The organism is Oceanicola sp. D3, assembly GCF_006351965.1.
Classification (GTDB): Bacteria; Pseudomonadota; Alphaproteobacteria; order Rhodobacterales; family Rhodobacteraceae; genus Vannielia.
Map to the genome: position 1 here is coordinate 1,334,929 of NZ_CP040932.1, position 22,735 is coordinate 1,357,663.

Sequence of the window (22,735 nt, forward strand, 5' to 3'; positions counted from 1 at the left end):
TCAGAAGCGCGCGTCGTTGGCGTCGAGCGCGTCGAGGTAGCCCTGGTAGATCGCCTCGGCATTATCGCCCGCCTCGGATTTCCAGGTGTCGATCAGCGGCGCGGCGGCGTCTTTCCACATCTGCACCTGCTCCTCGGTCGGCACGTTCACGGAGTGGCCAGACCCTTCGGCCAGGGCCTTGTCGCGGCCAGAGGCCTCGTTTTCGGCCCAGCCTTCGGAGAACTTCTGGCTCCACTCCGGCGTGCAGTGATCGTCGAGCACCGCCTTCAGGTCGTCGGGCATGCCGTTGTAGGTGTCCCAGTTGATCAGCAGGAGCTGGGCGGAGACGTAGAAAGGCATGTCGAGGTGCTGCTTCAGCTCGCTGTCGATGCCGAAGATCCAGACCGAGTTCCACGGGAAGGTCATGGCATCTGCCGCGCCGTTGGCGATGGCCTCGCGGGCCTCGGGGGCGGGCACCTGCACCGGGCCGCCGCCGAGCATGGAAACAAAGCGGGACATGGTGGCGTGGGCAGGGCGCACGTTGAGGCCGTTCACGTCACCGGGCTCGAGGATCGGCTCCTTGGAGTGGAAGGTGCCGGGATCATGCGGGTTGGCGAGGCAGAACTTGACGTCCTTCATCTCTTCCTCGGCGATCGGCGCATACCACTCGTGCATGGCTTTTGCGCCGCGCTGGGCGTTGTCCATGTGGAAGGGGATCTCGATCAGTGAGTAGATCGGGAAGCGCCCGGCCTGGTAGCCCGGGTTGGTGTAGGAAATGTCGGCAATGCCGTCGCGGGCCATGTCATAGTGGTCGGGCGCGGCGCCGAGCTGCTGGGCGGGGAAGATCTGCACGTCGATCCGCCCGCCGGAGGCCTCCTTGAGGGACTCGACCCAGGGTTCGATGCCCAGCGTCTGGATCGGGTGGGTCGGCGGCACCCAGTGGGCGAGGCGCAGGGTGACCTCCTGCGCGGATGCGGTGGTGGTGCTCAGGGCAGCGAGCGCCGCCCCTGCAAGCAGGGCTTTGAGTTTCATCGGTTTTCTCCTCCCGTGGCGCCGGGGCTCCTCTCCCCTTGGTGGCGCGGTTGTGTGGCGCGGAATCGCTGTGCTCCGCTGTGGGGAAGAATTGCTTATATCTTATAACTATTCAATGGAGTTTGCGGAAATCGGGGCAAGCGGGCGGCGGGACAAGTCCCGCCCTGTGGGGTGTTGCACGAGGAGCCTTCGTCGGAAGCGGCGGACTAGCCCCGGAAGATCTTGCTGGCGCCGATCATGCCTTCGAGGGTCGAAATCCGCTCGGCGGAAGAGCGGGCGGCGCGGGTTTGCACCTCTGCCACCAGCGCTTCGATGAGCAGGTTGATGGCGAGGGTGGAATCCCATGCGGAGGGCACCTCGACCATCGCGCGGAAGACGTGGGCCGCGTGACGCTCGATCGGCGAGCCCCATGCGTCGGTGAAGAGCACCACTTCGGCGCCCGCTTCCACCGCCAAGCCGGCCAGCTTTTCCAGCTCGCGCTCGTAGCGGCGGATATCGAAGACCACCAGTACCGCCTCGGGGCCCATATCGAGCAGGGCCTGCGGCCAGACGGAGGGCGAACTGTCGAGCAGGGTCACGCCGGGGCGGATGATTTGCAGGTGGTTGAAAAAGTAATGCGCGTTGGAGCGGGTGATCCGACCGCCGAGCAGATGCAGGCGGCGGGCCGGGTCGGAGAGCAGGGCGGCGACGGCATCGAAGGTGGCAAGGTCGAGCCGGTCGAGGGTGCGGTTGATGTTGGCGGCCACGGCCTCGGTGAAGCGGGCGATGATGTGATCGCCCGGGCGGGGCCCGACTTCGAGCTTGGCCAGCGGGCGCTTCATCCGGGCGGCGATTTCTTCGCGGATGGCGTCTTGCAGGTCTGGGAAGCCATCGAACCCGAGTTTGCGGGCGAGGCGAATGATGGTGGGGGTGGATACCTCCGCCGCCTCGGCCAGCCGGGTGATCGACTGGAGCCCGGCGACGAGGGAATCATCGAGCAGCACCGCAGAGAGCTTGCGTTCGGCGGCGGTCAGCTCTGCCTGTTTTTCCTTCAGCAGGTCACGGATCAGCGGCTTCGGGTGCAGAGGTTGTTCCTTTCGGTACATCTGGAGGGCGAATGTAGGGAATGCTACAGGAAAAATCTTGACATGCTACAAATTCCTGTAGTGATGATTACGAAATCTCACACGGGGGACGACAGTGGCCGAAAATTGGGAGCCGGTAGAGGTGACACGCGCCGAGGGGCGCGGGCCGGTGGTGCTGGTGTGCGAACATGCCAGCCGCGATTTTCCGCAGCCCTGGGGCGACCTTGGCCTGAGCCCGGAGGCCGCCGAAAGCCATGCGGCTTGGGATATTGGCGCGCTGGATGTGTCTCGGGCGCTGGCCGCGCTGCTCGACTCGCCCTTGGTTTCGGCCTGCGCATCGCGGTTGGTGTACGACCTGAACCGCCCGCTGGAAGCTGATGATGCGATTCCGGTGCAAAGCGAAATCTATGAGGTTCCGGGCAACGCCGGCCTCAGCCCGCAGGAGCGGGCGTTGCGGCATCGGGCGTTGCATGATCCGTTTCATGACCGGCTGGCCGAGGTGCTCGACAGCCGGCAGAGGGATGCTTTGGTGACGATCCACAGCTTCACCCCGGTGTATCGCGGCAAGCGGCGCGAGGTGGAACTGGGCTTTCTCTATCACGAGGATTCTCGCATGGCCGAGGCGGCGCTGGAAGTGGAGCAGGCCAAGGGCAGCTATCGCGCGGCGCTGAACGAACCCTATGCCGCCTCTGATGGCGTGACCTACACGCTGCGCAAGCATGGCGAGGCGCGGGGGCTGCCCTCGCTGATGATCGAAATCCGCAATGACCTGATCGACACCGAGGCCCGCGCCCGCGACATGGCGGTGCACCTGATGCCCGCGCTGGCCGCCGCGATTGCCGCCGTGGCGGAAGATCGGCAGGCGGCGGAATGAGGGCATTGCGCGGCTTCGTTGCGGTGGTGGACCGCTTCAACTACGGGCTTGGCCGGATCATGATGTGGGGCATCTTCGCGCTGATGGGCGTGTTGCTCTGGTCGACATGGACCAAGTTTGCCGGGGCCCCCTCGCTCTGGACGCTGGAAATGGCCCAGTTTGTGATGGTGGGCTACTACATCCTCGGCGGGCCCTACGCGATGCAGATGGGCTCCAACGTGCGGATGGACCTGTTTTACGGTGATTTCAGCCCGCGCCGGAAGGCGGCGTTTGATGCTGTTACCGTGCTGTTTTTGCTTACCTATCTCGGCATCCTGATGTGGGGCGGGGTGGAAAGCACGATGTATGCCTTCCAATATGGCGGCGAGCGGAGTTCGTCGGTTTGGCGGCCCTATATCTGGCCGATCAAGGTGGTGATGTGCATCGGGATCGGGCTGATGATCCTGCAATCGCTTTCGGAACTGGCGAAAGACATCCTTTTCCTGCGCACGGGCGAGCCCAAGCGCCATGACAGCCAGCAGGAGCCCGGCGATGCCCTATGAGTTGATCGCCATCCTGATGTTTTCGACCATGATGGTCATGCTCTTCACCGGGCAGCGGGTGTTTGGGGCCATCGGCTTTGTGGCCGTGGTGGCCGCCGTGCTGCTTTGGGGAGACAGGGGCGGCTATGACCTTGGCTTTGCCGCCGCGATCAAGCTGATGCGCTGGTATCCGCTGCTGACGCTGCCGATGTTCATCTTCATGGGCTACGTCATGAGCGAGTCCAAGATTGCCGATGACCTCTACAAGATGTTCCACGTCTGGTTTGGCGGCATCTCGGGTGGGTTGGCGATTGGCACCATCGGGCTGATGGTGCTGATTTCGGCGATGAACGGCCTCAGCGTGGCGGGCATGGCGATTGGCGCGACGATCGCGCTGCCGGAGCTGCTGAAACGGAACTACGACAAGATCATGGTGACGGGGGTCATTCAGGCCGGGTCGTCGCTTGGGATATTGGTGCCGCCCTCGGTGGTGCTGGTGCTTTACTCGATGATCGCGCGGCAACCGGTGGGCCAGCTCTGGCTGGCGGGCGTGGTGCCGGGGCTGATGATGGCGGCGCTGTTCATCATTTACATCTACATTCGCTGCAAGGCGAACCCGGCGCTGGGCCCGGTGCTGCCCAAGGAAGAGCGCGACGCGGTGCCGATGGCCGAAAAGCTGCGGCTGCTGACGGCGGGGATTTTGCCGGTGGCGATCTTCGCGGTGATGATGGTGCCTTTTGTCACCGGCTACACATCGCTGGTGGAAAGCTCGGCGATCGGCGCACTGGCGGCCCTGCTGGCGGCGGTGCTGAAGCGGCGGATGAGCTGGCCGGTGTTTGAAACCTGTCTGCGCCAGACGCTGGGCATTACCTGCATGTTCATGTGGATCATCCTCGCGGCGCTCGCCTTTGGCGCGGTGTTCGACGGGCTGGGCGCTGTGAAGGCGATTGAGAGCCTCTTCACCGAGCAACTCGGGCTGAACCCATGGGTGATCCTGATCCTGATGCAGCTGAGCTTCCTGGTGATGGGCACTTTCCTTGATGACACGGCGATGCTGGTGATCGTTGCGCCGCTTTACGTGCCGCTGGTGGGTGAGCTTGGCTTCAACCTCATCTGGTATGGGGTGCTCTACACGATCACTTGCCAGATCGCCTATATGACCCCGCCCTTCGGCTATAACCTCTTCCTGATGCGGGCGATGGCGCCGCCGGAGATCGGGTTGAAAGACATCTACCGCTCCATCGTGCCCTTCGTCGGCGTGATGGCCGTGGCGCTGGCCCTTGTGATGGCCTTTCCGCAGATCGCGCTGTGGCTGCCGGACCTGATTTACAACAACTGAACCAGAGGCCGGAAAACGGCCCCCCACAACAAGGAGAGAGAGAATGACTTCGAGAAGAACCTTCCTCAAGGGCGCGGCGATTGCCGCCCCCGCCGCGCTGGCCACCCCGGCCATCGTGCGTGCGCAGACGGCGATCAAGTGGCGCTGGCAGACCTATGCGGGTGCCGCGCTGGGTGAGCATGTGACCAAGCCGATGGTCGATTACATCAACAACGCGGCCAATGGCGAGCTGGAGATTGAGCTGTTCTACGCCGACCAGATCGTGCCCACGGGCGAGCTGTTTCAGGCGCTTCAGCGCGGCACCATCGACGCGGTGCACTCGGATGATGACTCGATGGCATCGCCCACGCCGCTGCGCCAGTTTGGCGGCTACTTCCCCTTTGCGACCAAGCACATCCTCGACGTGCCGGTGCTGTTCAACCAGTACGGCCTCAAGGAGATCTGGGAAGAGGAATACGCCAAGGTTGGTGTGAAGTGGCTTGGGGCTGCCGGGCAGGATCCGTGCAACTTCAACACCAAGAAAGAGATCAAATCGGTCGCCGATCTTGATGGGCTGAAGCTTTACACCTTCCCCACCGCCGGGCGGTTCCTGTCGCAGTTCGGCGTGGTGCCGATGAACATTCCTTACGAGGATGCGGAAGTTGCGGTGCAGACTGGTGAGCTGGACGGCATGGCATGGTCGGGGATCACGGAAGATTACACCGTGGGCTGGGCCAATGTGACCGACTACTTCCTGACCAACAACATCTCGGGTGCGTGGATCGGCTCCTACTTCGTGAACCAAGAGCGCTGGGCCGAGCTGCCTGAGCACCTGAAGACCCTCGTGATGGCGGGCGTCGAAGCGGGCCACACCTACCGCAACCAGTGGTACTGGGGCGGCGAGGCCAAGCTGCGCGCCACCGGCGACAAGCTGGAGCTGCGCACCGTGCCGGCGGAAGAGTGGGCCGAGGTGGAAAATGCCGCCAAGGCATTCTGGGAAGAGATTGCCGAGGAAGGCGAGATCCAGCAGAAGATCGTTGGCATCTTCAAGGAATACAACTCCGTCATCAATCAGGCTGGCCCGCCCTACACCAACGGCTGATCTGGTTTGAAGAGAGCAACAGGGTGGTCCCGTCGCGGGCCGCCCTGACCCGTGAAAGGATAGAAAAATGCCCGGCAACCTGACCCTTGAGACCCTGAAAGAAATGGCCGCGACCGGCGAGATCGACACCGTGCTGGTGGCGCTGGTCGACATGCAGGGGCGGCTGATGGGCAAGCGCTTCCATGTGAGCAACTTCCTCGAACATTCGGTGGAAGAGACCCATTGCTGCAACTACCTGCTCGCCACCGACCTCGTGATGAGCACCCCTGATGGCTATAAGGCCACCAGTTGGGAGGCGGGCTATGGCGACTACGTGATGCGCCCCGACCTGGCCACCCTGCGCCATGTGCCGTGGCTCGAAGGCACGGCGATGGTGATTTGCGATATTCTCGACCATCACCACCACGCCCCGGTGCCGCATTACCCCCGCGCCATGCTGGCCGCGCAGGCGGCAAAGCTGGCCGAGATGGGCTTTTCGGCGGCGATGGCAACGGAGCTTGAGTTCTTCCTCTTCGAGAAGGATTACCGGACCAACCAGAAGGAGGGCTATCGCGCACTGGTGCCCTTCAACGGGCACAACGAAGATTACAACCTGTTCCAGACCACCAAGGAAGAGGGCATCATGCGGCCCCTGCGCAACGACCTCGTGGGCGCGGGCGTGCCGGTGGAGAACACCAAGGGCGAGGCGGAGCTGGGCCAGCAGGAGCTGAACATCCGCTACGCGGGCGCGATGGATTGCGCCGACAACCACACCATCGCCAAGCACGCCACCAAGGAGATTGCCTGGGCGAATGGCGTTTCGGCCACCTTCCTGCCGAAGTGGAAGGCTGGCATGGTCGGCTCTGCCAGCCATGTGCACATGTCGCTTTGGAAGGACGGTGAGGCCTCGTTTTATGATGCGGATGCGCCGCATGGGCTGAGTGAGCTTGGCCGCCAGTTCAGCGCCGGGCTGCTGAAATACGCGCCCGATATCATGGTTTTCCTCGCGCCCTACGTGAACAGCTACAAACGCTTCGCGCCGGGGACCTTTGCGCCGACCAAAACCGTCTGGTCGGTGGATAACCGCACCGCGGGCTTTCGCCTGTGTGGCGAGGGCACCAAGGGGGTGCGGATGGAATGCCGGATCGGGGGCAGCGACATGAACCCCTATCTGGCGCAGGCGGCCCTGCTGGCTGCCGGGATCGCCGGGATCGAGGAGAAGCTGGAGCTGGCGGACCCGGTGAACGGCGATGTCTATGCCGATGATGGTGCGCAGGAGGTGCCCCGCACGCTGCGCGAGGCGATGGAGACCCTGAAGGACTCGGCCATGCTGCGTGCTGCCTTTGGGGATGACGTGGTGGACCACTACTACCGCGCCGCCGAATGGGAACAGGAAGAGTTTGACCGGGCGGTGACGGATTGGGAAATCGAACGCGGGTTCGAGCGGGCCTGATGTAACTATTGAAGACGTAGTTATAACTATGCATAACTTGCGTAGGTAACTACGGAGAGATGCGATGTCGAAATATGACCCTCTGACCAAGGCGCTTGAACGTAGCGCCCGCGCGGCGGTGCCGATGAGTTTCGCTGAGGTCGAGCGTATTCTTGGTTTCGGGCTTCCGCGTTCGGCGCGCACCTATCGTCCGTGGTGGAGCAACAACGCGGAGTCTCATACCCAGGCGCGGTCGTGGCTCTCGGCCGGATTCAGGGCATCCGAGGTGAGCCTCGAGGGCGAGGAGGTGGTATTTGTGCGCGATGAGAGCCAGGGAGGGCACGCCCGACCCGACGCGACCGGGACCGGCCCGCATCCCGTATTTGGCTGCATGGCGGGCACTGTCACTGTCCCTGTAGGCACCGATCTGACCGAACCGGGGGTGCCGGAATGGGGAGATTGGGCGGGTGAGACGAGGCTCTACAATGAGTGAAGTGCTTTTGGATACCTGCGCGGTGATCTGGACCGGCAGCGGCGCGGAGATCTCCGAGGCGGCCCACAACAGGCTCGATGCGGCACGCGAGGCGGGGGAACGCAGCTTCGTTTCCCCATTCACGGCCTGGGAGCTGGGCATGTTGGTGGCGCGGTCCCGGCTTCGGCTGACCCGGGCTCCGGCGGATTGGTTTGACGATTACGTTGAGCAGGGCGAGATGACGCTTGCGCCTTTGACCCCCCGGATACTGGCGGAGTCGGCGGCCTTGCCAGGGACACCGCCCAGCGACCCGGCGGACCGGATCATCATCGCCACTGCGCGCTCAGAGAACCTGACTATCCTGACTAGGGACCGGCCGATCCTGACCTATGCAAATGAAGGACATGTGCGGGCGCTGGCCTGCTGAAGGAGACAGAATGACAACGTTGAAATGCATTTCCCCGATCGACGGATCGGTGTTTGCCGAACGCCCTGTGCTTACGCTGGAAGCGGCCCGGGAGGCCGTGGCCAAGGCGCGGGCGGCGCAGGCGGATTGGGCCGCGCGGCCGCTGGCGGAGCGGGTGAAGCTGGTGATGGCCGGTGTTGCCGCCGTGGGCGAGATGAACGACGAGATCGTGCCCGAACTGGCCCATATGATGGGCCGCCCGGTGCGCTATGGCGGCGAGTTTGGCGGCTTCAACGAGCGGGCCAGCTACATGGCCGAGATCGCCGAGACATCGCTGGCCGATATCGAGGTGGGCGAGGATGAGACCTTCAAGCGCTACATCCGCCGGGTGCCTTGGGGCGTGGTCTACGTGGTGGCGCCGTGGAACTACCCCTATATGACGGCAATCAACACCGTCGCCCCGGCGCTGATTGCGGGCAACACCGTGGTGCTGAAGCATGCCACGCAAACGCTGCTGGTGGGCGAGCGCATGGCAAAGGCCTTCCACGCGGCGGGGGTGCCTGAGGATGTGTTTCAGAACTTCTTCCTGAGCCACGATGTGAGCGATGCGCTGATCCGTGAACGGGCGTTCAATTTCATCAACTTCACCGGCTCCGTGGGCGGCGGGAAGGCGATGGAGCAGGCGGCGGCGGGCACCTTTACCCCGGTATCCACCGAGCTTGGCGGGAAAGACCCGGGCTATGTGATGGAAGACGCCGATGTGGATGCGGCCATCGACACGCTGATGGATGGCGCGATGTTCAACGCCGGGCAATGCTGCTGCGGGATCGAGCGAATTTATGTGCACGAGAGCCTTTATGACGCCTTCGTCGAGAAGGCGGTGGCTTGGGTCAAGGCGCTGAAGCTGGGCAACCCGATGGACGAGGCGACAACGCTGGGGCCGATGGCGAACGTGCGTTTTGCCGAAGTCGTGCGCGCGCAGATTGCCGATGCGGTTGCGGCGGGCGCGGTGGCGCATATCGAGACGCTGCCGGAGGATGACGGCGGGGCCTATCTGACGCCGCAGGTGCTGACCAACGTGAGCCATGACATGGAGGTCATGCGGGAAGAGAGCTTTGGCCCGGTTGTGGGCATCATGAAGGTGAGCGGCGATGAAGAGGCCGTGCGCCTGATGAATGACAGTCGCTACGGGCTGACCGCCTCGCTCTGGACCGCCGATGTGGACCGTGCCGCCCGGATTGGCGATGCGCTGGAAACCGGCACCGTCTTCATGAACCGCGCCGACTACCTCGACCCGAGCCTCTGCTGGACCGGCTGCAAGGACACCGGCACGGGCGGCGGCCTTTCGGTGATCGGCTATCACAACCTCACCCGTCCCAAATCCTACCACCTCAAGAAGGTCACGAAATGAGCCTCACAGGAAACTGGTCTTACCCCACCGCCATCCGCTTTGGTGCCGGGCGCATCGCTGAACTGCCCGAAGCCTGCATTGCCGCCGGTATCAGCAAGCCGCTGCTGGTGACGGACAAGGGCCTGAAGTCGATGGAAATTACCACACAGGCGCTGGATACTCTTGATGCCGCCGGGCTGGGGCGTGGCCTCTTTGCGGAGGTGGACCCGAACCCGAATGAGCTGAACCTTGAGGCGGGGCTGAAGGTGTATCGCGAGGGCGAGCATGATGGCGTTATCGCCTTTGGCGGTGGCTCCGGGCTGGACCTTGGCAAGATGGTTGCCTTCATGGCCGGGCAGAGCCGCCCGGTGTGGGACTTCGAGGATATTGGCGATTGGTGGACGCGTGCGGATGCCGATGCGATTGCGCCGATCATCGCGGTGCCGACCACGGCAGGCACCGGGAGCGAGGTGGGGCGTGCCAGCGTCATCACCAACTCCGTGACCCATGTGAAGAAGATCATCTTCCACCCCAAGGTGCTGCCGAGCGTGGTGATCTGCGATCCGGAACTGACGGTGGGGATGCCAAAGCACATCACCGCGGGCACGGGCCTTGATGCCTTTGCCCATTGCGTCGAGGCGTTCAGCAGCCCGCATTATCACCCAATGAGCCAGGGCATCGCGCTGGAGGGGATGCGGCTGGTGATCGAAAACCTGCCGCGCGCCTATGCCGATGGCACCGATATCGAAGCCCGCGCCAACATGATGAGCGCGGCGGCGATGGGGGCGACGGCCTTCCAGAAGGGGCTGGGGGCCATTCATGCGCTGAGCCACCCGATTGGGGCGGTATACAGCACGCATCATGGCACCACCAACGCGGTGTGCATGCCTGCGGTGCTGGACCTCAACGCGCCGGAGATCACCGCGCGGTTTGACGCGGCGGCGGGCTACCTTGGAATCGAAGGCGGCTACGCTGGCTTCCGCGCCTTCGTGCAGGAGTTCAACGACTCGCTCGGTATCCCTCGCAAGCTCTCGGAGATGGGCGTGGGCCGTGACCGGATCGCGGAACTGACGGCAATGGCGCTGGAAGATCCGTCTTGCGGCGGCAACCCGGTGACGCTGACCGAGGCTAATGTGACGGCGCTGTTTGAAGCGGTGATCTGAGCAGGCGCTTTGCGGAGGGGGTTACAACACCCGCTCCGCAATCGTTTTGAGCTTGGCAACGAGGGCCGGGTCGCGCGCTTGGGGTGCGGTCATGATGGCATGCTCCAGCGCGGTGTCGCATCCGTGGGGGCAGGGCGCGTGCTCTGGCCCGAGGCGGGCGGGGAGGCCCGCGACGGTGGATTTGGCGCGGGCTGAATTGCCGTGGAGCGTGGCGAGGATGGCTGTGATGTCGACCGAGCCATGATCGGGGTGCCAACTGTCGTAATCGGTGATCATGGCGAGGGAGGCATAGCAAAGCTCCGCCTCGCGGGCGAGCTTGGCCTCGGGCATGTTGGTCATCCCGATCACATCGGCGCCCCAGCTTTCGCGATACATCTTTGACTCTGCGAGGGAAGAAAACTGCGGGCCTTCCATCGCGAGGTAGGTGCCTGCCGAATGAACCTTGGCCCCGGCGGCGCGGGCGGCTTCGGCCACCCCGGCCCCGAGGGTGGGGCAGGTGGGGTGGGCCATGCTCACGTGGGCGACACAGCCGGTGGTGAAGAAGCTCTTTTCGCGGGCGATTGTGCGGTCGATGAACTGATCGACGAGCACAAAGTCGCCCGGTGCCATCTCTTCGCGGAAGGAGCCGCAGGCGGAGATGGAGACCACATCGGTGACGCCGAGCGATTTTAGCGCGGCGATATTGGCGCGGTAGGGCACGGTGGAGGGCGAGTGCACATGCCCACGCCCGTGGCGGGGCAGGAAGGCGAGGGGGACGCCGCCAAGGGTGCCGGTGAAGATGGCATCGGAGGGCGCGCCCCATGGCGTTTCGACGGTGAGCCAGCGAGCGTCTTCCAGCCCGTCAATGTCATAGAGGCCAGAGCCGCCGATAATTCCGATCATCCGTTTCATGCCATGCTCTCCTTGCCGCGTTGTGCCGAGTGGACCCCTCTGCGGGCCAAGCTGCAACCCCCGGGTTAGGGATAGCTTGACCTGCCGCACGGTTTGGCTGACCCATAGGCAACGCTGACTGTTTTCAGGGCGGTGGGCTGGGGAGGAAGAAGGAATGATCGAGCGAGCCCCTCCGGGGGTGGAGTGGCAAGATCTGGCCCGGGTGCGGCGCTGGCAATTTGCGGTGGAGATCGCTCTGCCGGTGCCGTGGCTGGCGCTGTCGCTCTGGCTATATTCCGGGGCCTTCTGGCCGCTCGGCCTTGCGGCGAGCTTTGTGTTTTTTCTCTGCTGCCTGCGGCTGAACCATGAGGCGATTCACGGCAACCTCGGGCTGGCGCGGCGGTGGGACCACGTGATCATGCATGTGCTGAGCGCGTTGATGCTTGGCTCGAACCATGCCGATGCCTTTTGCCACCTGAAGCACCATGCCGACACGCTGGGCGCGGAGGATCACGAGGGGCATTGCACCTCGATGAGCTTTTGGCAGGTGCTCGCCTACGGCCCGCGCTTCCCGGTTGATCTGAACCGGGCCTGCTGGCGCGAGGGGGGTGGGCGCTGGCGGCGGCGGTTGCTGGTGGATTGGGGCTGCGTGGCAGGATTTGCCACGGCGGCGTTGCTCTTTGGCCCGCCCGCGCTGAAGCTGCACCTCGCCGCGATGGCGCTTGGGCAGTGCCTGACGGCCTTCTTTGCCGTCTGGATCACCCATCAGGGCACGGAGGGCAGCGGGTTGGCCGGGCGCAGCCAGCGCGGGGTGCTCGCGCGGCTGGCCTACCTGATGTTCTATCACCGCGAGCATCACCTGTTTCCGCGCGTCCCGGTCAGCCGCTTGCCCGAACTGGCGGCCCGGCTCGACGCCGGGGTTGCGGGTTATGCCGAGGCTCGGATGCCTGTTGTGGGGCGAAAATAGCCGCAACACCCGCCCAGAGCGGCTTTTCGGGGGGTTTTGCCGCTAGCGCAAACATGCTAGCCGCAGCGCAGCGAACAGCCAATCAGCCGGATGATATACCATGAGTGAGACGCCACGCGCGGGCAAGAGCCCGTTTTTCGCCTTTGCAAAGGGGCTGATGGGAGACTTCCGGCAGGGCGACGAGCCGATGGCGGGGCGCGTGAAAACCGAGGTGCTCTCGGGGCTTACGGTGGCGCTGGCGCTGGTGCCCGAAGCGGTGGCCTTTGCCTTCGTTGCGCAGGTGCACCCGCTGGTGGGCCTCTACGCGGCCTTCATCGTGGGGCTGATCACGGCGGTCTTCGGCGGACGGCCCGGCATGATTTCGGGGGCGACCGGCGCTCTGGCAGTGGTGATGGTGGCGCTGGTGGTGGAACACGGGGTGGAATACCTCTTTGCCACGGTGATCCTGATGGGGCTGATGCAGATTGCCGCCGGGATATTCAACCTCGGGCGGTTCATCCGGCTGGTGCCCCATGCGGTGATGCTGGGCTTCGTGAACGGGCTGGCGATTGTGATTTTCCTCGCGCAGATGAGCCAGTTCAAGGTGCCCGGGGGCGAGGGCGAATGGCTTGGCGGCTGGTCGCTGGCGCTGATGCTGGGGCTTGTGGCGCTGACGATGGTGATCATCTGGGGCCTGCCCAAGCTGACCAACGTGGTGCCCGCGCCGCTGGCCGGGATCGGGATTGTCGCGATTGTGGTGATCGTCTTCAACATTCCGGTGCCGCGGGTCGGCGATATGGCCTCGATCGCGGGCACGCTGCCGCCCTTCCATATTCCCTTCGGTGAGGGGGAGGGGCTTTATGGCTCGCCGCTGGCACCGCTGAACCTTGAGACGCTTTATATCATCTTCCCCTATGCGCTGATCCTCGCGGCCATCGGCCTGATCGAGAGCCTGCTGACGCTGAACCTCGTGAACCAGATGACCGACCAGCGCGGCGGTGCCTCGAAGGAATGCCTCGCGCAGGGTGCGGCCAACACCGTCACCGGCTTCTTTGGCGGCATGGGCGGCTGCGCGATGATCGGGCAGAGCATGATCAACGTGAAATCCGGCGGCCGCACCCGGCTGGCGGGCATTGCCGCCGCGCTCTTCCTGCTGAGCTTCATCCTCTTTGCCTCGCCGCTGATCGAGCAGATCCCGCTGGCGGCGCTGGTGGGCGTGATGTTCATGGTGGTGATCGGCACCTTCGCGTGGAACACCTTCCGCATCATGCGAGTGAGCACCAAGTTCGCCAGCTTCGTGACCATCCTCGTGACGGTGGTGACGGTGCTGGAAGACCTTGCCATCGCGGTGGTTGTGGGTGTGATCGTTTCGGCGCTGCACTACGCCTGGCAAAACGCCAAGCGGATCACCGCCAAGAGCTACACCACGCCGGAGGGTGCGAAGGTGTATCAGGTGATCGGGCCGCTGTTCTTTGGCTCGGCGGATGGCTTCATGGAACTTTTCACGCCGAAGAGCGACCCAAGCGTTGTGATCGTCGATTTTGCCGAGAGCCGGGTGGCCGACCAGACGGCGCTTTCGGCCATCGAAGGCATGGCCAAGAAGTACATCGACGAGGGCAAGGAGCTGCACCTGCGCCACCTGTCGCGCGATTGCCGCAAGCTGCTGGGCCAGACCGGGCTGATCGTGGAAAAGAGCGAGGACGATCCGGAGTATCAGGTCGCGGCCAACTACCCGGTGCAGACCGGGCTGTTTGGCGACGCGCATTAGGCTGGCGGGTCCGGCGGGGCCGTGCGAGGCTTTGGCATGGACATGATTGCTGAGGCCCGCGCGCTTGATGCCGCCGACCCGCTCGCCGACCGGCGCGGGCGCTACCTGATCCCCGAGGGGGTTATCTACCTCGATGGAAACTCGCTTGGCCCCGCCAGCCACGCGGCGCTGGCCGCGCTCGATGTGGCCGCGCGCGAGGAATGGGCCGAGGGGCTGATCCGGTCGTGGAACGCGGCGGGCTGGTTTGAGCTGCCAATGGCGCTGGGCGGGCGGATCGGGCGGCTGATCGGGGCGGGCGAGGGCTGCGTGGTGGCCTGCGACACGATCTCGGTGAACCTCTACAAGGTGCTGCACGCCTGCCTTGCCCTGCGCCCTGACAGGCGGGTGATCCTTGCCGAGGCAACGAGCTTTCCGACCGACCTCTACATTGCCGAGGGCGTCTGTGCCGCCGCCGGTGCGCGGCTGGTACTGGCCGAGGGGCCGGTGGAGGCGGCGCTGGGGCCGGAAGTGGCGGCGATGCTGGTGAACCACGTGGACTACCGCAGTGGCGCGTTGCGCGACATGGCGGCGCTGACGGCGGCGGCCCATGCGGCAGGTGCGCTGGCGGTGTGGGATTTATCCCATTCGGCAGGGGCGCTGGAGGTGGGGCTGGACGCGGCGGGCGCCGATTTTGCCGTGGGCTGCACCTACAAGTACCTCAACGGCGGGCCGGGGGCGCCGGCCTTCGTCTACGCCGCCACGCGCCATCATGGGGCCATCCGCCAGCCGGTGACAGGCTGGTGGGGCCATGCGCGGCCCTTTGCCTTCGAGACGGGCTTTGAGGCGGCAAAGGGGATGAAGGCCTTCCTTGCAGGGACGCAGCCGGTGCTGTCGTTCCGGGCGCTGGCGGGCGCTTTGGAGGATTGGGAAGGCGTCGAGATGGGGGCAGTGCGCGCAAAGAGCATGAGGATGACGCAGGCCTTCATCAACTGGGTCGAGGCCGCCTGCCCGGGGCTTGAGCTTGCCTCGCCGCGCGCGGCGGAGGCACGGGGCAGCCAGGTGTCGTTTTGCCATGCGAATGGCTACGAGATCATGCAGGCGCTGATCGCGCGTGGGGTGATCGGAGATTTCCGCGCGCCGGACGTGCTGCGCTTTGGCTTCGCGCCGCTCTACCTGAGCTTTGAGGAGGTGGCGCGGGCGGTGCTGGCCTTGGCCGAGGTGCTGGAAAGCGGCGAATGGCGCGAGGCGCGGTTTGCCGAGCGGGGCGCGGTGACGTGACCGTCGTTATGGTTGGGGGCTCGCCCCCGCACCGCGCCGTTCAGTGGGGGGCCAGCCCCCCACGCCCCCCGGAGATATTTCCAGCAAGAAAATGAGCAGCGGTAACTTAAAGTTAAGGTTAACGCGCCATGATGGGCCCACGGTACAGGCTGGAGAGCCGATGACCGTGCAAGGAAATGCCCCGCCGTCGCTGGTTCTGAACCGTCCCGGCGGCGGGGTTCGCCAGCAGCGCGCCGCAAAAGCGCGCATTTGATTCAAATTTTAGCCGTTTGTGCTCGGTGCTTGGTACGGCCTGAATGCGTTTGCCGGAGTGGCCATGAATGTTCCGTGGTGAGATCGGGTGCCCTCTGGCAGCGGTGATGCCGCTTTGGTCGAGTTGGCCCCATCCCGGGCAGGGAGCGGTGCAAGGCCCATTCAGCGTGCCACCGCCCTGTTCATTTTCTTGCTCCAAATATCTCCCGCCGGAGGCCTGAAATCTCTTTTGGCGCTTCGGCGCGGTGGGCGCGGCGTCAGTCGTCGGGGCGGGTCAGCTCGAAGACGTTCTCCACCACCGCGTAATCGCGGTATCCCAGCCGGGAGAGCGGCTGGAAGGTGGTTACGTCAAAGCGGCCGTCTTTCAGGCAGGTGTCGCGGATGTGCACGCCGGTCACTTCGCCGATGACCATGTGATTGTCTTTCCCCTCCAGTTGGATGAGCTTGGTCACCCGACATTCGAGGTTGGCGGGGGCGTTGGCCACGCGGGGGCAGACGACGGTTTCGCATTCGGCCTTCTCCACACCGGCCTTTTCGAACTCATCCACCTGCGGCAGATGCGCCGCGGAGGTGGCGTTCATCACGTCGCGGGCGGCGGATTCGACGATGTTGACGCAGAACACCCCAGTTTCACGGATGTTCATCAGCGAGTCCTTGGTGCCGGTGGAGCAGAACATCACCTGCGGTGGCACGTAAGCCACCGCGTTGAAGAAGGAATAGGGGGCGAGGTTGTCATGCCCTTCGGCGCCGCGCGAACTGATCCAGCCGATCGGGCGGGGCGAGACGATGGCGTTGAAGGGGTTGTGGGGCAGGCCGTGGCCGTCTTCTGGAGTGTAGAACATGCGCTCTCCTTGGGGCGTTTGCGGGAAGGTAGCCCGCATGCTAGGGGGCTGCCAGTGCGGAAGAGGCGGCAGGCGTGATCGGATACGGGCTGAGCGAGGAGCGGTCGGAGGACCGTTGGGAGGTGGAGGCGCTTTACGACAGCTGCTTTGCGCCCGGGCGCGAGGCACTGTCGTCCTACCGGCTGCGGGACGGCGTGGCGCCGGTGGCCGGGCTTTGCCTCGTGGCGCGCGATTCTCTTGGCATCGTGGCAGGTGCGGTACGCTACTGGCCCGTTCGCGTGGGCGGAGCGGCGGCGCTGCTGCTGGGGCCGATCGCGGTGCACGCAACCCGGCAGGGCGAGGGGCTGGGCGCTTGGCTGATGACAGAAAGCCTTGAGCGCGCCCGCGCGGCAGGCTGGGCGCGGGTGATGCTGGTGGGCGATGCGCCCTATTACGCGCGCTTCGGCTTTGCCAAGCTGGACGACGTGCAGATGCCGCCGCCGACCAACCCGGAGCGGGTGCTGGGCGTCGGAGAATGGGCGGGTGTTACGGGCACGGTGGAGAAGTGGGGCGCGTGATGCGCCTATCCCGCGCCGAGGGCACCGGCATGCCGCGCTAGCCCTCTTCGGGGTCGGTGTTGTCCAGCAGCCAGGCTTCCACCCGGGCGCGCACGGATTGCTCGCCCTCGGTGCGGGCGAGTTCGATCACCTTGCGCAGCTCTGACAGGTCGATCCGACGCAGCAGCGACTTTACCGCGCCGATGGAGGCCGGGCGCATGGAGAGCGAGCGCAACCCGATGGCGGTGAAGCAGGCGGCTTCCAGCGGGCGGCCTGCGTCTTCGCCGCAGAAGCTGACGGGGGTTCCCGTGGCGTCGCAGCGCATGACGATCCATTCAAGGAAGCTCAGGAACGACACGTTCAGGCAATCGTAGCGGTGGCGCACGCGCTCGTTTTCGCGGTCGGCGGCGAAGAAGAACTGCTTGAGGTCGTTGCCGCCGATGGAGATGAAGTCGGCCAGCTCGAAGAACTTTTGCGGCGCGTAGGCGAGCGATGGGGTTTCCAGCATCGCGCCGACCTCGACAGACTCGGGCAGGGTGTGGCCGAGCCTCGCTTCACGGTCGAGCTCGCGCATCAGGTGGTCACGCGCCTCGGTAAACTCTGACAGCTGCGCCACGAAGGGGAACATGACCGAAAGGGGCCGCCCGCAGGAGGCGCGGATAAGCGCCTGAAGCTGCATCCGCATCACCCCGGCCTTGTCGAGCCCGACGCGGATGGCGCGCCAACCCATCGCCGGGTTGGGCTCGTCTTGCGGCTTCATGTAGGGCAGCACCTTGTCGGAGCCGATATCGAGCGTGCGGAAGGCAACGCGCTTGCCCTGCGCGGCGTCGAGCACGCGGGCGTAGAGCGCGGCCAACTCGCCGCGCCGGGGCACGGAGTTGCGCACCAGAAATTGCAGCTCGGTGCGGAAGAGGCCCACGCCCTCGGCCCCGGAGGAGGGCAGGGAGGGCAGGTCGGCCATCAGCCCGGCGTTCATGTGCAGCGCGACGGTGGCACCGGATTTGTCGGTGGCGGGCAGGTCACGGATCGAGGCATAGCGCTCGACGGCCTTGGCCCGCATGGCGATTTTGTCTTGGAACGCGTTCTGCACCGTCTCTTCGGGGCGCAGGTGGACCATGCCCTGATCGCCATCGACGAGGATCGGATCGCCATTCAACGCCTCGGTGGTGATACGGCTGGCGTGGATCACAAGCGGGATCGCCAGCGCACGCGCCACTATGGCCGCGTGAGAACCAACGGAGCCTTCCTCCAGCACGATGCCGCGCAGCTTGCGGCCATAGGCCAGCAGTTCGCCGGGGCCGATGTTGCGGGCCACCAGAACCGGGTTGGCGGGCATTTCGGAGCCGTCATCCTGCCCCTGCCCGGTGAGCAGCCGCAAGAGCCGGTTGGAGAGATCATCAAGGTCGTGCAGGCGCTCGCGCAGGTAAGCATCTGGCACCTGCTCCATCCGGGCGCGTGCGGAGGATTGTTCTTTTTCGACCGCGGCTTCGGCAGAGAGGCCGCGGCCGATATCTTCCTCCATCCGCTTCAGCCAGCCCTTGGAGTTGGCGAACATGCGGTAGGCTTCGAGCACCTGGCGCTGGTCGCCCTCACCGAGCGGGGCAGCCGAAAGCATTTCGTCAACCGAATAGCGCAGCTTGTCGACCGCCTCGCGCAGGCGGATCACCTCGGCCTCGGCATCATCGGCGATGGGGTTAGTGACAACCACGCGCGGCTCGTGCAGATAAACCCGGCCCTCTGCCGCGCCTTCCTGCCCGGTGCCGCCCCGGAACAACACCGGGTGCTTGTGACGGGCCGACATGCCATCGGCGGAGCTTTGGAAGATGCCCAGCTCGGCCATTTCGGCCAGCACCATCGCCACGACCTCAAGGCCATAGACATCATCATCGGAATAGGCGCGCGCTTCGCGGCTTTGCACTACCAGCACGCCCAGCCGCTCGCCCAGCCGCTGGATCGGCACGCCGAGGAAGGCGGAATAGCGCTCTTCGCCCGTTTCGGGCATGTAGCGGAAGCCGCGCTCGGCAGGGGCATCGGCGGTGTTGATCGGCGTGGTGCGCAGCGCGACCCGGCCCACGAGGCCCTCGCCCAGCCGCATCCGGGTTTGGTGGACGGCCTCTTGCTTCAGGCCCTCGGTGGCGCAAAGTTCCAGCGTGTCGGCATCGCGGAAAAGGTAGATGGAGCAGACATCTGTGCTCATCTCGCAGGCAATCAGCGCGGTGATCTTGTCGAGCCGCTCCTGCCCCTCACCGGCCTCGGCGAGAGTTTCGCGCAGGCGCTTCAGAAGGCGCCGGCTGCCGGGTTGATGTGCGTCTGGCATGCTGCCCCATGGTTTGCGGCCCACGCGCGGGCCGTTCCGAAGACCGGGTATAGAGCATCACGCCACGGTTGCGAAATGGGTTTTGACATGGCGGTGCGTCAAAGCACGCTAATGCGGGGTGCCTGCGGCTTTCTGTGGCTGCAAGCGCGAGGCTCAGCCCTTCTCCAGCTCGAAGGCGTCGTGCAGGGCCTGCACGGCCAGCTCGGTGTACTTGCGGTCGACCAGAACCGAGATCTTGATCTCGGAGGTGGCGATGACCTTGATGTTGATGTTCTCGTCGCGCAGCGTCTGGAACATCTTGGCAGCCACGCCCGATTGCGAGCGCATGCCGATGCCGACAACCGAGATTTTGGCCACGTCGGTGTCGGCCACGATCTCGCGGAAGTTCAGCTCCCCCGCCGTCTTGGCCTCGCCCAGAGCCTTCTCGGCGCGGGCGACCTGATTGATCGGGCAGGAGAAGGTCATATCCGTGCGGCCTTCTTCGGAGATGTTCTGCACGATCATGTCCACGTTCACCCCGGCCTCGGAGAGCGGGCCGAAGATGGCGGCGGCGATGCCGGGGCGGTCGGCCACGGAGATCACTGTCATCTTGGCTTCTTCGCGGCTTGCGGCCACGCCGTTTACGGCTTTGCTTTCCACGATATCCTCCTCGGCACAGATCAGGGTGCCCGCTTCATCGGATTGTTCTTCGAAACTCGACAGCACCCGCAGGCGCACGTTGTAGCGCATGGCCAGCTCGACGGAGCGGGTTTGCAGCACCTTGGCGCCAAGGCTGGCCAGCTCCAGCATCTCCTCGAAGGCGATCTTGTCGAGCTTGCGGGCCTTGTCGGTGATGCGCGGGTCAGTGGTGTAGACGCCATCTACATCGGTGTAGATATCGCAGCGCTCGGCCCCGAAGGCGGCGGCGAAGGCAACGGCGGTGGTGTCGGAGCCGCCCCGGCCCAGCGTGGTGACGCGGCCATCGGGGGCGATGCCTTGAAAGCCGGCCACAACGGCCACTTTCATGCCTTCGTCGAACTTGGCCGTGATATTATCTGTCGGGATCTCTTCAATCCGGGCAGCGGCATGGGCGTTGGTGGTTTTCAGCGGCACCTGCCAGCCCTGCCAGCTGCGCGCGGGCACGTCCATTTCCTGCAAGGTGAGCGCCATCAGGCCCGCCGTCACCTGCTCGCCGGAGCTGACAACCGCATCATATTCGCGGGCGTCGTAGAGCTGCGAGGTTTCCTCGACATAGCCGACGAGCTTGTTGGTTTCGCCCGACATGGCCGAGACGATGACGATCACGTCATAGCCATTGGCCACTTCGCGGCCCACGCGCTTGGCGGCGCGGCGGATACGATCAAGCGAGGCGACGGATGTTCCGCCGAATTTCATCACCAGAAGGGGCATGGCGCAGTCTCGTTCAGGTTTCGGCGCGGGATAGGTGACGGCGCGGAAAAGCGCAAGAGTGCTGTCTGATCCATATCAAAGCGGGGGGGCGGTTGCGGGTGCAATCTGTGGGGGCAAAACAGGAGAAAACCATGTCGCAGAACACCCCGCATGAACTGAACGAAGATTTCCCGGGCCGCGAAGCCGAGATTTCGGCGCTCAAGCAGAATGACGCGCATTTTGCCCGGATGGTGGCGCGCTATCACGAGCTGAACCGCGCGATCCACCGGGCCGAGACCAATGTGGAGCCGACCGACGATTTGCACATGCTGGAAATGCGCAAGGAGCGGATGCACCTGAAGGATCAGGTGGCGGCGGCGCTCAACCTTGTCGCGTGATCGGGCTGGCTTTTGCCTGCACCGATTAGCCGGTGTCGATCTCGTAGGGCAGCAGGCCGCGGGCGTTGTGGTTGACGCTCAGGCGGCGCTCCAGCGGCGGCACCGAACGCTGGTGGCATCCGGTGCGCTCGCAGATCCGGCAGGAAATTCCGATGGGCTCGAAGGCCGCCGGTTGGCTGGTGTCGAGCCCGTCGGCATAGACGAGGTCGGCAGCGTGCGCGACCTCGCAGCCAAGCGCGATGGCATAGCGCCGCACCGGCGCGTTGAAGCTGCCGCCGGGCTTTGACACATCACAGGCGAGGCTGATGTAGCGCACCCCATCGGGCGTTTCGGCCAATTGGCGCAGGAAGCGGCCCGGCGTTTCGAAGGCGCGGTGCACGTTCCAAAGCGGGCAGGCCCCACCGAAACGGGCGAATTGCAGCCGGGTGGCCGAGTGCCGCTTGGTGATGGTGCCTGCCTGATCCACCCGCACGAAGAAGAAGGGGATGCCTTTGGCTCCCGGGCGTTGGAGCGTGGACAGGCGGTGGGCGACCTGCTCGATGGAGGCGCCGAAGCGATCTGCGAGGCGCTCTAGGTCATGCCGGGTGTCGCGCGCGGCCTCAAGGAAGACGCGGTAGGGCAGCAGGGCAGCACCGGCGAAGTAATTGGCCAATCCGATCTTGGCGATGGCGCGGGCTTCGTCGGTTTGGAAGCGGGCGAGGTCCAGCGTGGCCTCCAGCAGCGTGTTTTGCGTGATAAGTGCAAGCTGGTGAAAGATCTGAAAGCGCCGCGTGGCCGCAGAGGCGCGGGCAGGCAGGGTGAGGCGGCGGGCCTCGGCATCAAACCGGCGCAGCGCGGTTTCATCAGTGAGCGAAAGGGTTACGCCAGCCTTTTCAAGCTGCTTGAGCGCCATGTCCGGGTCTGTCCCGTCGCCCGCGTAGCGCTCTGCGGCGCGGTCGATGGCATCAAGGTAATTGTCGCAATAGTGAAAGAAATCGCGCACCTCTTCCCATGGCGAAATCGGTGCGGGGCCGCCGGTGCCCATAGCTTCATCAAGCAAAGCCAGCCGCTCCTGCCCTTGCCGGTGCGCGCGGTGCAACTCAAGGAAGGCGCGGGCGAGGGCGGGGGCGTTTGAGGCAGTCAGGCGGAGGTCGGCCATGGGGGGCGTGTCGGTGAAGACCGGGTCGGCAAAGGCCTCGCGCATGTCTGTGACAAGGCGCTCGGTATCGCCTGACGACAGCTCGGTGACGTCTTGGCCGAACTCCTGCGCCAGTGCCAGAACCACCCGGGCGGAGACCGGGCGATTGTTGTTTTCCATCTGGTTGAGATAGGGCAGCGATACCCCCAGTTTGGCGGCAAAGGCCTTCTGGGTGAGGTTCAGCCGCGTGCGGATTTCCCGCAGCTTGGCACCGGCATAGAGCTTTTGCGTGGGCATGGTGCGGGTATTTTGCAGATTCGCACCGCCCGCGC

General features: G+C 64.8%; 21 protein-coding genes. 14 read left to right on the top strand and 7 right to left on the bottom strand.

Going from position 1 to position 22,735, the window contains the following annotated elements; all coding sequences use genetic code 11:
- Window positions 1–1,011 carry a TRAP transporter substrate-binding protein gene (locus FHY55_RS06825; protein WP_140013473.1) on the bottom strand — a complete coding sequence of 337 codons (1,011 nt, stop codon included), beginning with the start codon at window positions 1,009–1,011 and terminating at the stop codon, window positions 1–3.
- A 206-nt stretch (window positions 1,012–1,217) separates the two neighbouring features.
- Window positions 1,218–2,096: a MurR/RpiR family transcriptional regulator gene (locus tag FHY55_RS06830; protein WP_254695439.1), complete on the bottom strand. Its 879-nt coding sequence runs from the start codon at window positions 2,094–2,096 to the stop codon at window positions 1,218–1,220.
- 94 nt (window positions 2,097–2,190) lie between these two features.
- On the opposite strand from FHY55_RS06830, the gene FHY55_RS06835 reads away from it, so the two are divergent.
- The 9 genes from FHY55_RS06835 to FHY55_RS06875 all read left to right on the top strand — a co-directional run bounded on the left by FHY55_RS06835 (window position 2,191) and on the right by FHY55_RS06875 (window position 10,732).
- Complete coding sequence (locus tag FHY55_RS06835; RefSeq protein ID WP_254695440.1) at window positions 2,191–2,949, top strand: N-formylglutamate amidohydrolase; 759 nt, start codon at window positions 2,191–2,193, stop codon at window positions 2,947–2,949.
- A complete protein-coding gene (locus FHY55_RS06840) occupies window positions 2,946–3,491 on the top strand; it encodes a TRAP transporter small permease subunit (RefSeq protein WP_140013474.1) in 546 nt (181 codons plus the stop codon). The genes FHY55_RS06835 and FHY55_RS06840 overlap by 4 nt, the downstream gene beginning before the upstream one ends.
- On the top strand, window positions 3,481–4,809 hold the full coding sequence (locus FHY55_RS06845; protein ID WP_140013475.1) for a TRAP transporter large permease subunit: 1,329 nt from the start codon (window positions 3,481–3,483) through the stop codon (window positions 4,807–4,809). Before FHY55_RS06840 ends, FHY55_RS06845 begins: the two co-directional genes overlap by 11 nt.
- 43 nt (window positions 4,810–4,852) lie before the next feature.
- Entirely contained in the window at window positions 4,853–5,890 is a 1,038-nt protein-coding gene (locus tag FHY55_RS06850; protein WP_140013476.1) for a TRAP transporter substrate-binding protein, read from the top strand.
- 67 nt (window positions 5,891–5,957) lie between these two features.
- Window positions 5,958–7,322 carry a glutamine synthetase family protein gene (locus tag FHY55_RS06855; RefSeq protein WP_140013477.1) on the top strand — a complete coding sequence of 455 codons (1,365 nt, stop codon included), beginning with the start codon at window positions 5,958–5,960 and terminating at the stop codon, window positions 7,320–7,322.
- 64 nt (window positions 7,323–7,386) lie between these two features.
- Window positions 7,387–7,794 (top strand): hypothetical protein, encoded by a 408-nt coding sequence (locus FHY55_RS06860; protein ID WP_140013478.1) that lies wholly within the window; start codon window positions 7,387–7,389, stop codon window positions 7,792–7,794.
- Complete coding sequence (locus FHY55_RS06865) at window positions 7,787–8,200, top strand: type II toxin-antitoxin system VapC family toxin (protein WP_140013479.1); 414 nt, start codon at window positions 7,787–7,789, stop codon at window positions 8,198–8,200. Before FHY55_RS06860 ends, FHY55_RS06865 begins: the two co-directional genes overlap by 8 nt.
- Window positions 8,201–8,210: 10 nt before the next feature.
- Window positions 8,211–9,590 (top strand): aldehyde dehydrogenase family protein, encoded by a 1,380-nt coding sequence (locus FHY55_RS06870; RefSeq protein WP_140013480.1) that lies wholly within the window; start codon window positions 8,211–8,213, stop codon window positions 9,588–9,590.
- Window positions 9,587–10,732: an iron-containing alcohol dehydrogenase gene (locus tag FHY55_RS06875; protein ID WP_140013481.1), complete on the top strand. Its 1,146-nt coding sequence runs from the start codon at window positions 9,587–9,589 to the stop codon at window positions 10,730–10,732. The genes FHY55_RS06870 and FHY55_RS06875 overlap by 4 nt, the downstream gene beginning before the upstream one ends.
- 21 nt (window positions 10,733–10,753) lie before the next feature.
- On the opposite strand, the gene FHY55_RS06880 is transcribed toward FHY55_RS06875, so the two are convergent.
- Entirely contained in the window at window positions 10,754–11,623 is an 870-nt protein-coding gene (locus FHY55_RS06880) for an S-methyl-5'-thioadenosine phosphorylase (RefSeq protein WP_140013482.1), read from the bottom strand.
- A gap of 154 nt (window positions 11,624–11,777) precedes the next feature.
- Between FHY55_RS06880 and FHY55_RS06885 the strand changes: the two genes are divergently transcribed.
- The 3 genes from FHY55_RS06885 (at window position 11,778) to kynU (ending at window position 15,573) form a co-directional block, all read left to right on the top strand.
- Window positions 11,778–12,569, top strand: a complete 792-nt coding sequence (locus tag FHY55_RS06885; RefSeq protein ID WP_140013483.1) for a fatty acid desaturase — start codon at window positions 11,778–11,780, stop codon at window positions 12,567–12,569.
- 157 nt (window positions 12,570–12,726) lie between these two features.
- Window positions 12,727–14,316 (top strand): SulP family inorganic anion transporter, encoded by a 1,590-nt coding sequence (locus FHY55_RS06890; RefSeq protein ID WP_254695497.1) that lies wholly within the window; start codon window positions 12,727–12,729, stop codon window positions 14,314–14,316.
- Window positions 14,317–14,352: 36 nt separating this feature from the next.
- On the top strand, window positions 14,353–15,573 hold the full coding sequence (gene kynU, locus FHY55_RS06895; RefSeq protein ID WP_140013485.1) for a kynureninase: 1,221 nt from the start codon (window positions 14,353–14,355) through the stop codon (window positions 15,571–15,573).
- 509 nt (window positions 15,574–16,082) lie between these two features.
- On the opposite strand, the gene FHY55_RS06900 is transcribed toward kynU, so the two are convergent.
- Complete coding sequence (locus FHY55_RS06900) at window positions 16,083–16,667, bottom strand: flavin reductase family protein (protein WP_140013486.1); 585 nt, start codon at window positions 16,665–16,667, stop codon at window positions 16,083–16,085.
- 74 nt (window positions 16,668–16,741) lie between these two features.
- Here FHY55_RS06900 and FHY55_RS06905 point away from each other — a divergent pair, with 74 nt between their 5' ends.
- Window positions 16,742–17,224, top strand: a complete 483-nt coding sequence (locus tag FHY55_RS06905) for a GNAT family N-acetyltransferase (protein ID WP_254695441.1) — start codon at window positions 16,742–16,744, stop codon at window positions 17,222–17,224.
- 37 nt (window positions 17,225–17,261) lie between these two features.
- Here the strand turns inward: FHY55_RS06905 and ptsP are convergent, their stop codons facing one another.
- Window positions 17,262–19,520, bottom strand: a complete 2,259-nt coding sequence (gene ptsP / locus FHY55_RS06910; protein ID WP_140013487.1) for a phosphoenolpyruvate--protein phosphotransferase — start codon at window positions 19,518–19,520, stop codon at window positions 17,262–17,264.
- A gap of 153 nt (window positions 19,521–19,673) precedes the next feature.
- Window positions 19,674–20,909 carry an aspartate kinase gene (locus FHY55_RS06915; RefSeq protein WP_140013488.1) on the bottom strand — a complete coding sequence of 412 codons (1,236 nt, stop codon included), beginning with the start codon at window positions 20,907–20,909 and terminating at the stop codon, window positions 19,674–19,676.
- A gap of 131 nt (window positions 20,910–21,040) precedes the next feature.
- Between FHY55_RS06915 and FHY55_RS06920 the strand changes: the two genes are divergently transcribed.
- Window positions 21,041–21,286, top strand: coding sequence for a YdcH family protein (locus FHY55_RS06920; RefSeq protein ID WP_140013489.1), 246 nt, complete (start codon window positions 21,041–21,043; stop codon window positions 21,284–21,286).
- 25 nt (window positions 21,287–21,311) lie between these two features.
- Here FHY55_RS06920 and FHY55_RS06925 read toward each other — a convergent pair whose 3' ends face one another.
- Window positions 21,312–22,700, bottom strand: coding sequence for a short-chain fatty acyl-CoA regulator family protein (locus FHY55_RS06925; protein WP_140013490.1), 1,389 nt, complete (start codon window positions 22,698–22,700; stop codon window positions 21,312–21,314).
- Window positions 22,701–22,735: the final 35 nt, after the last annotated feature.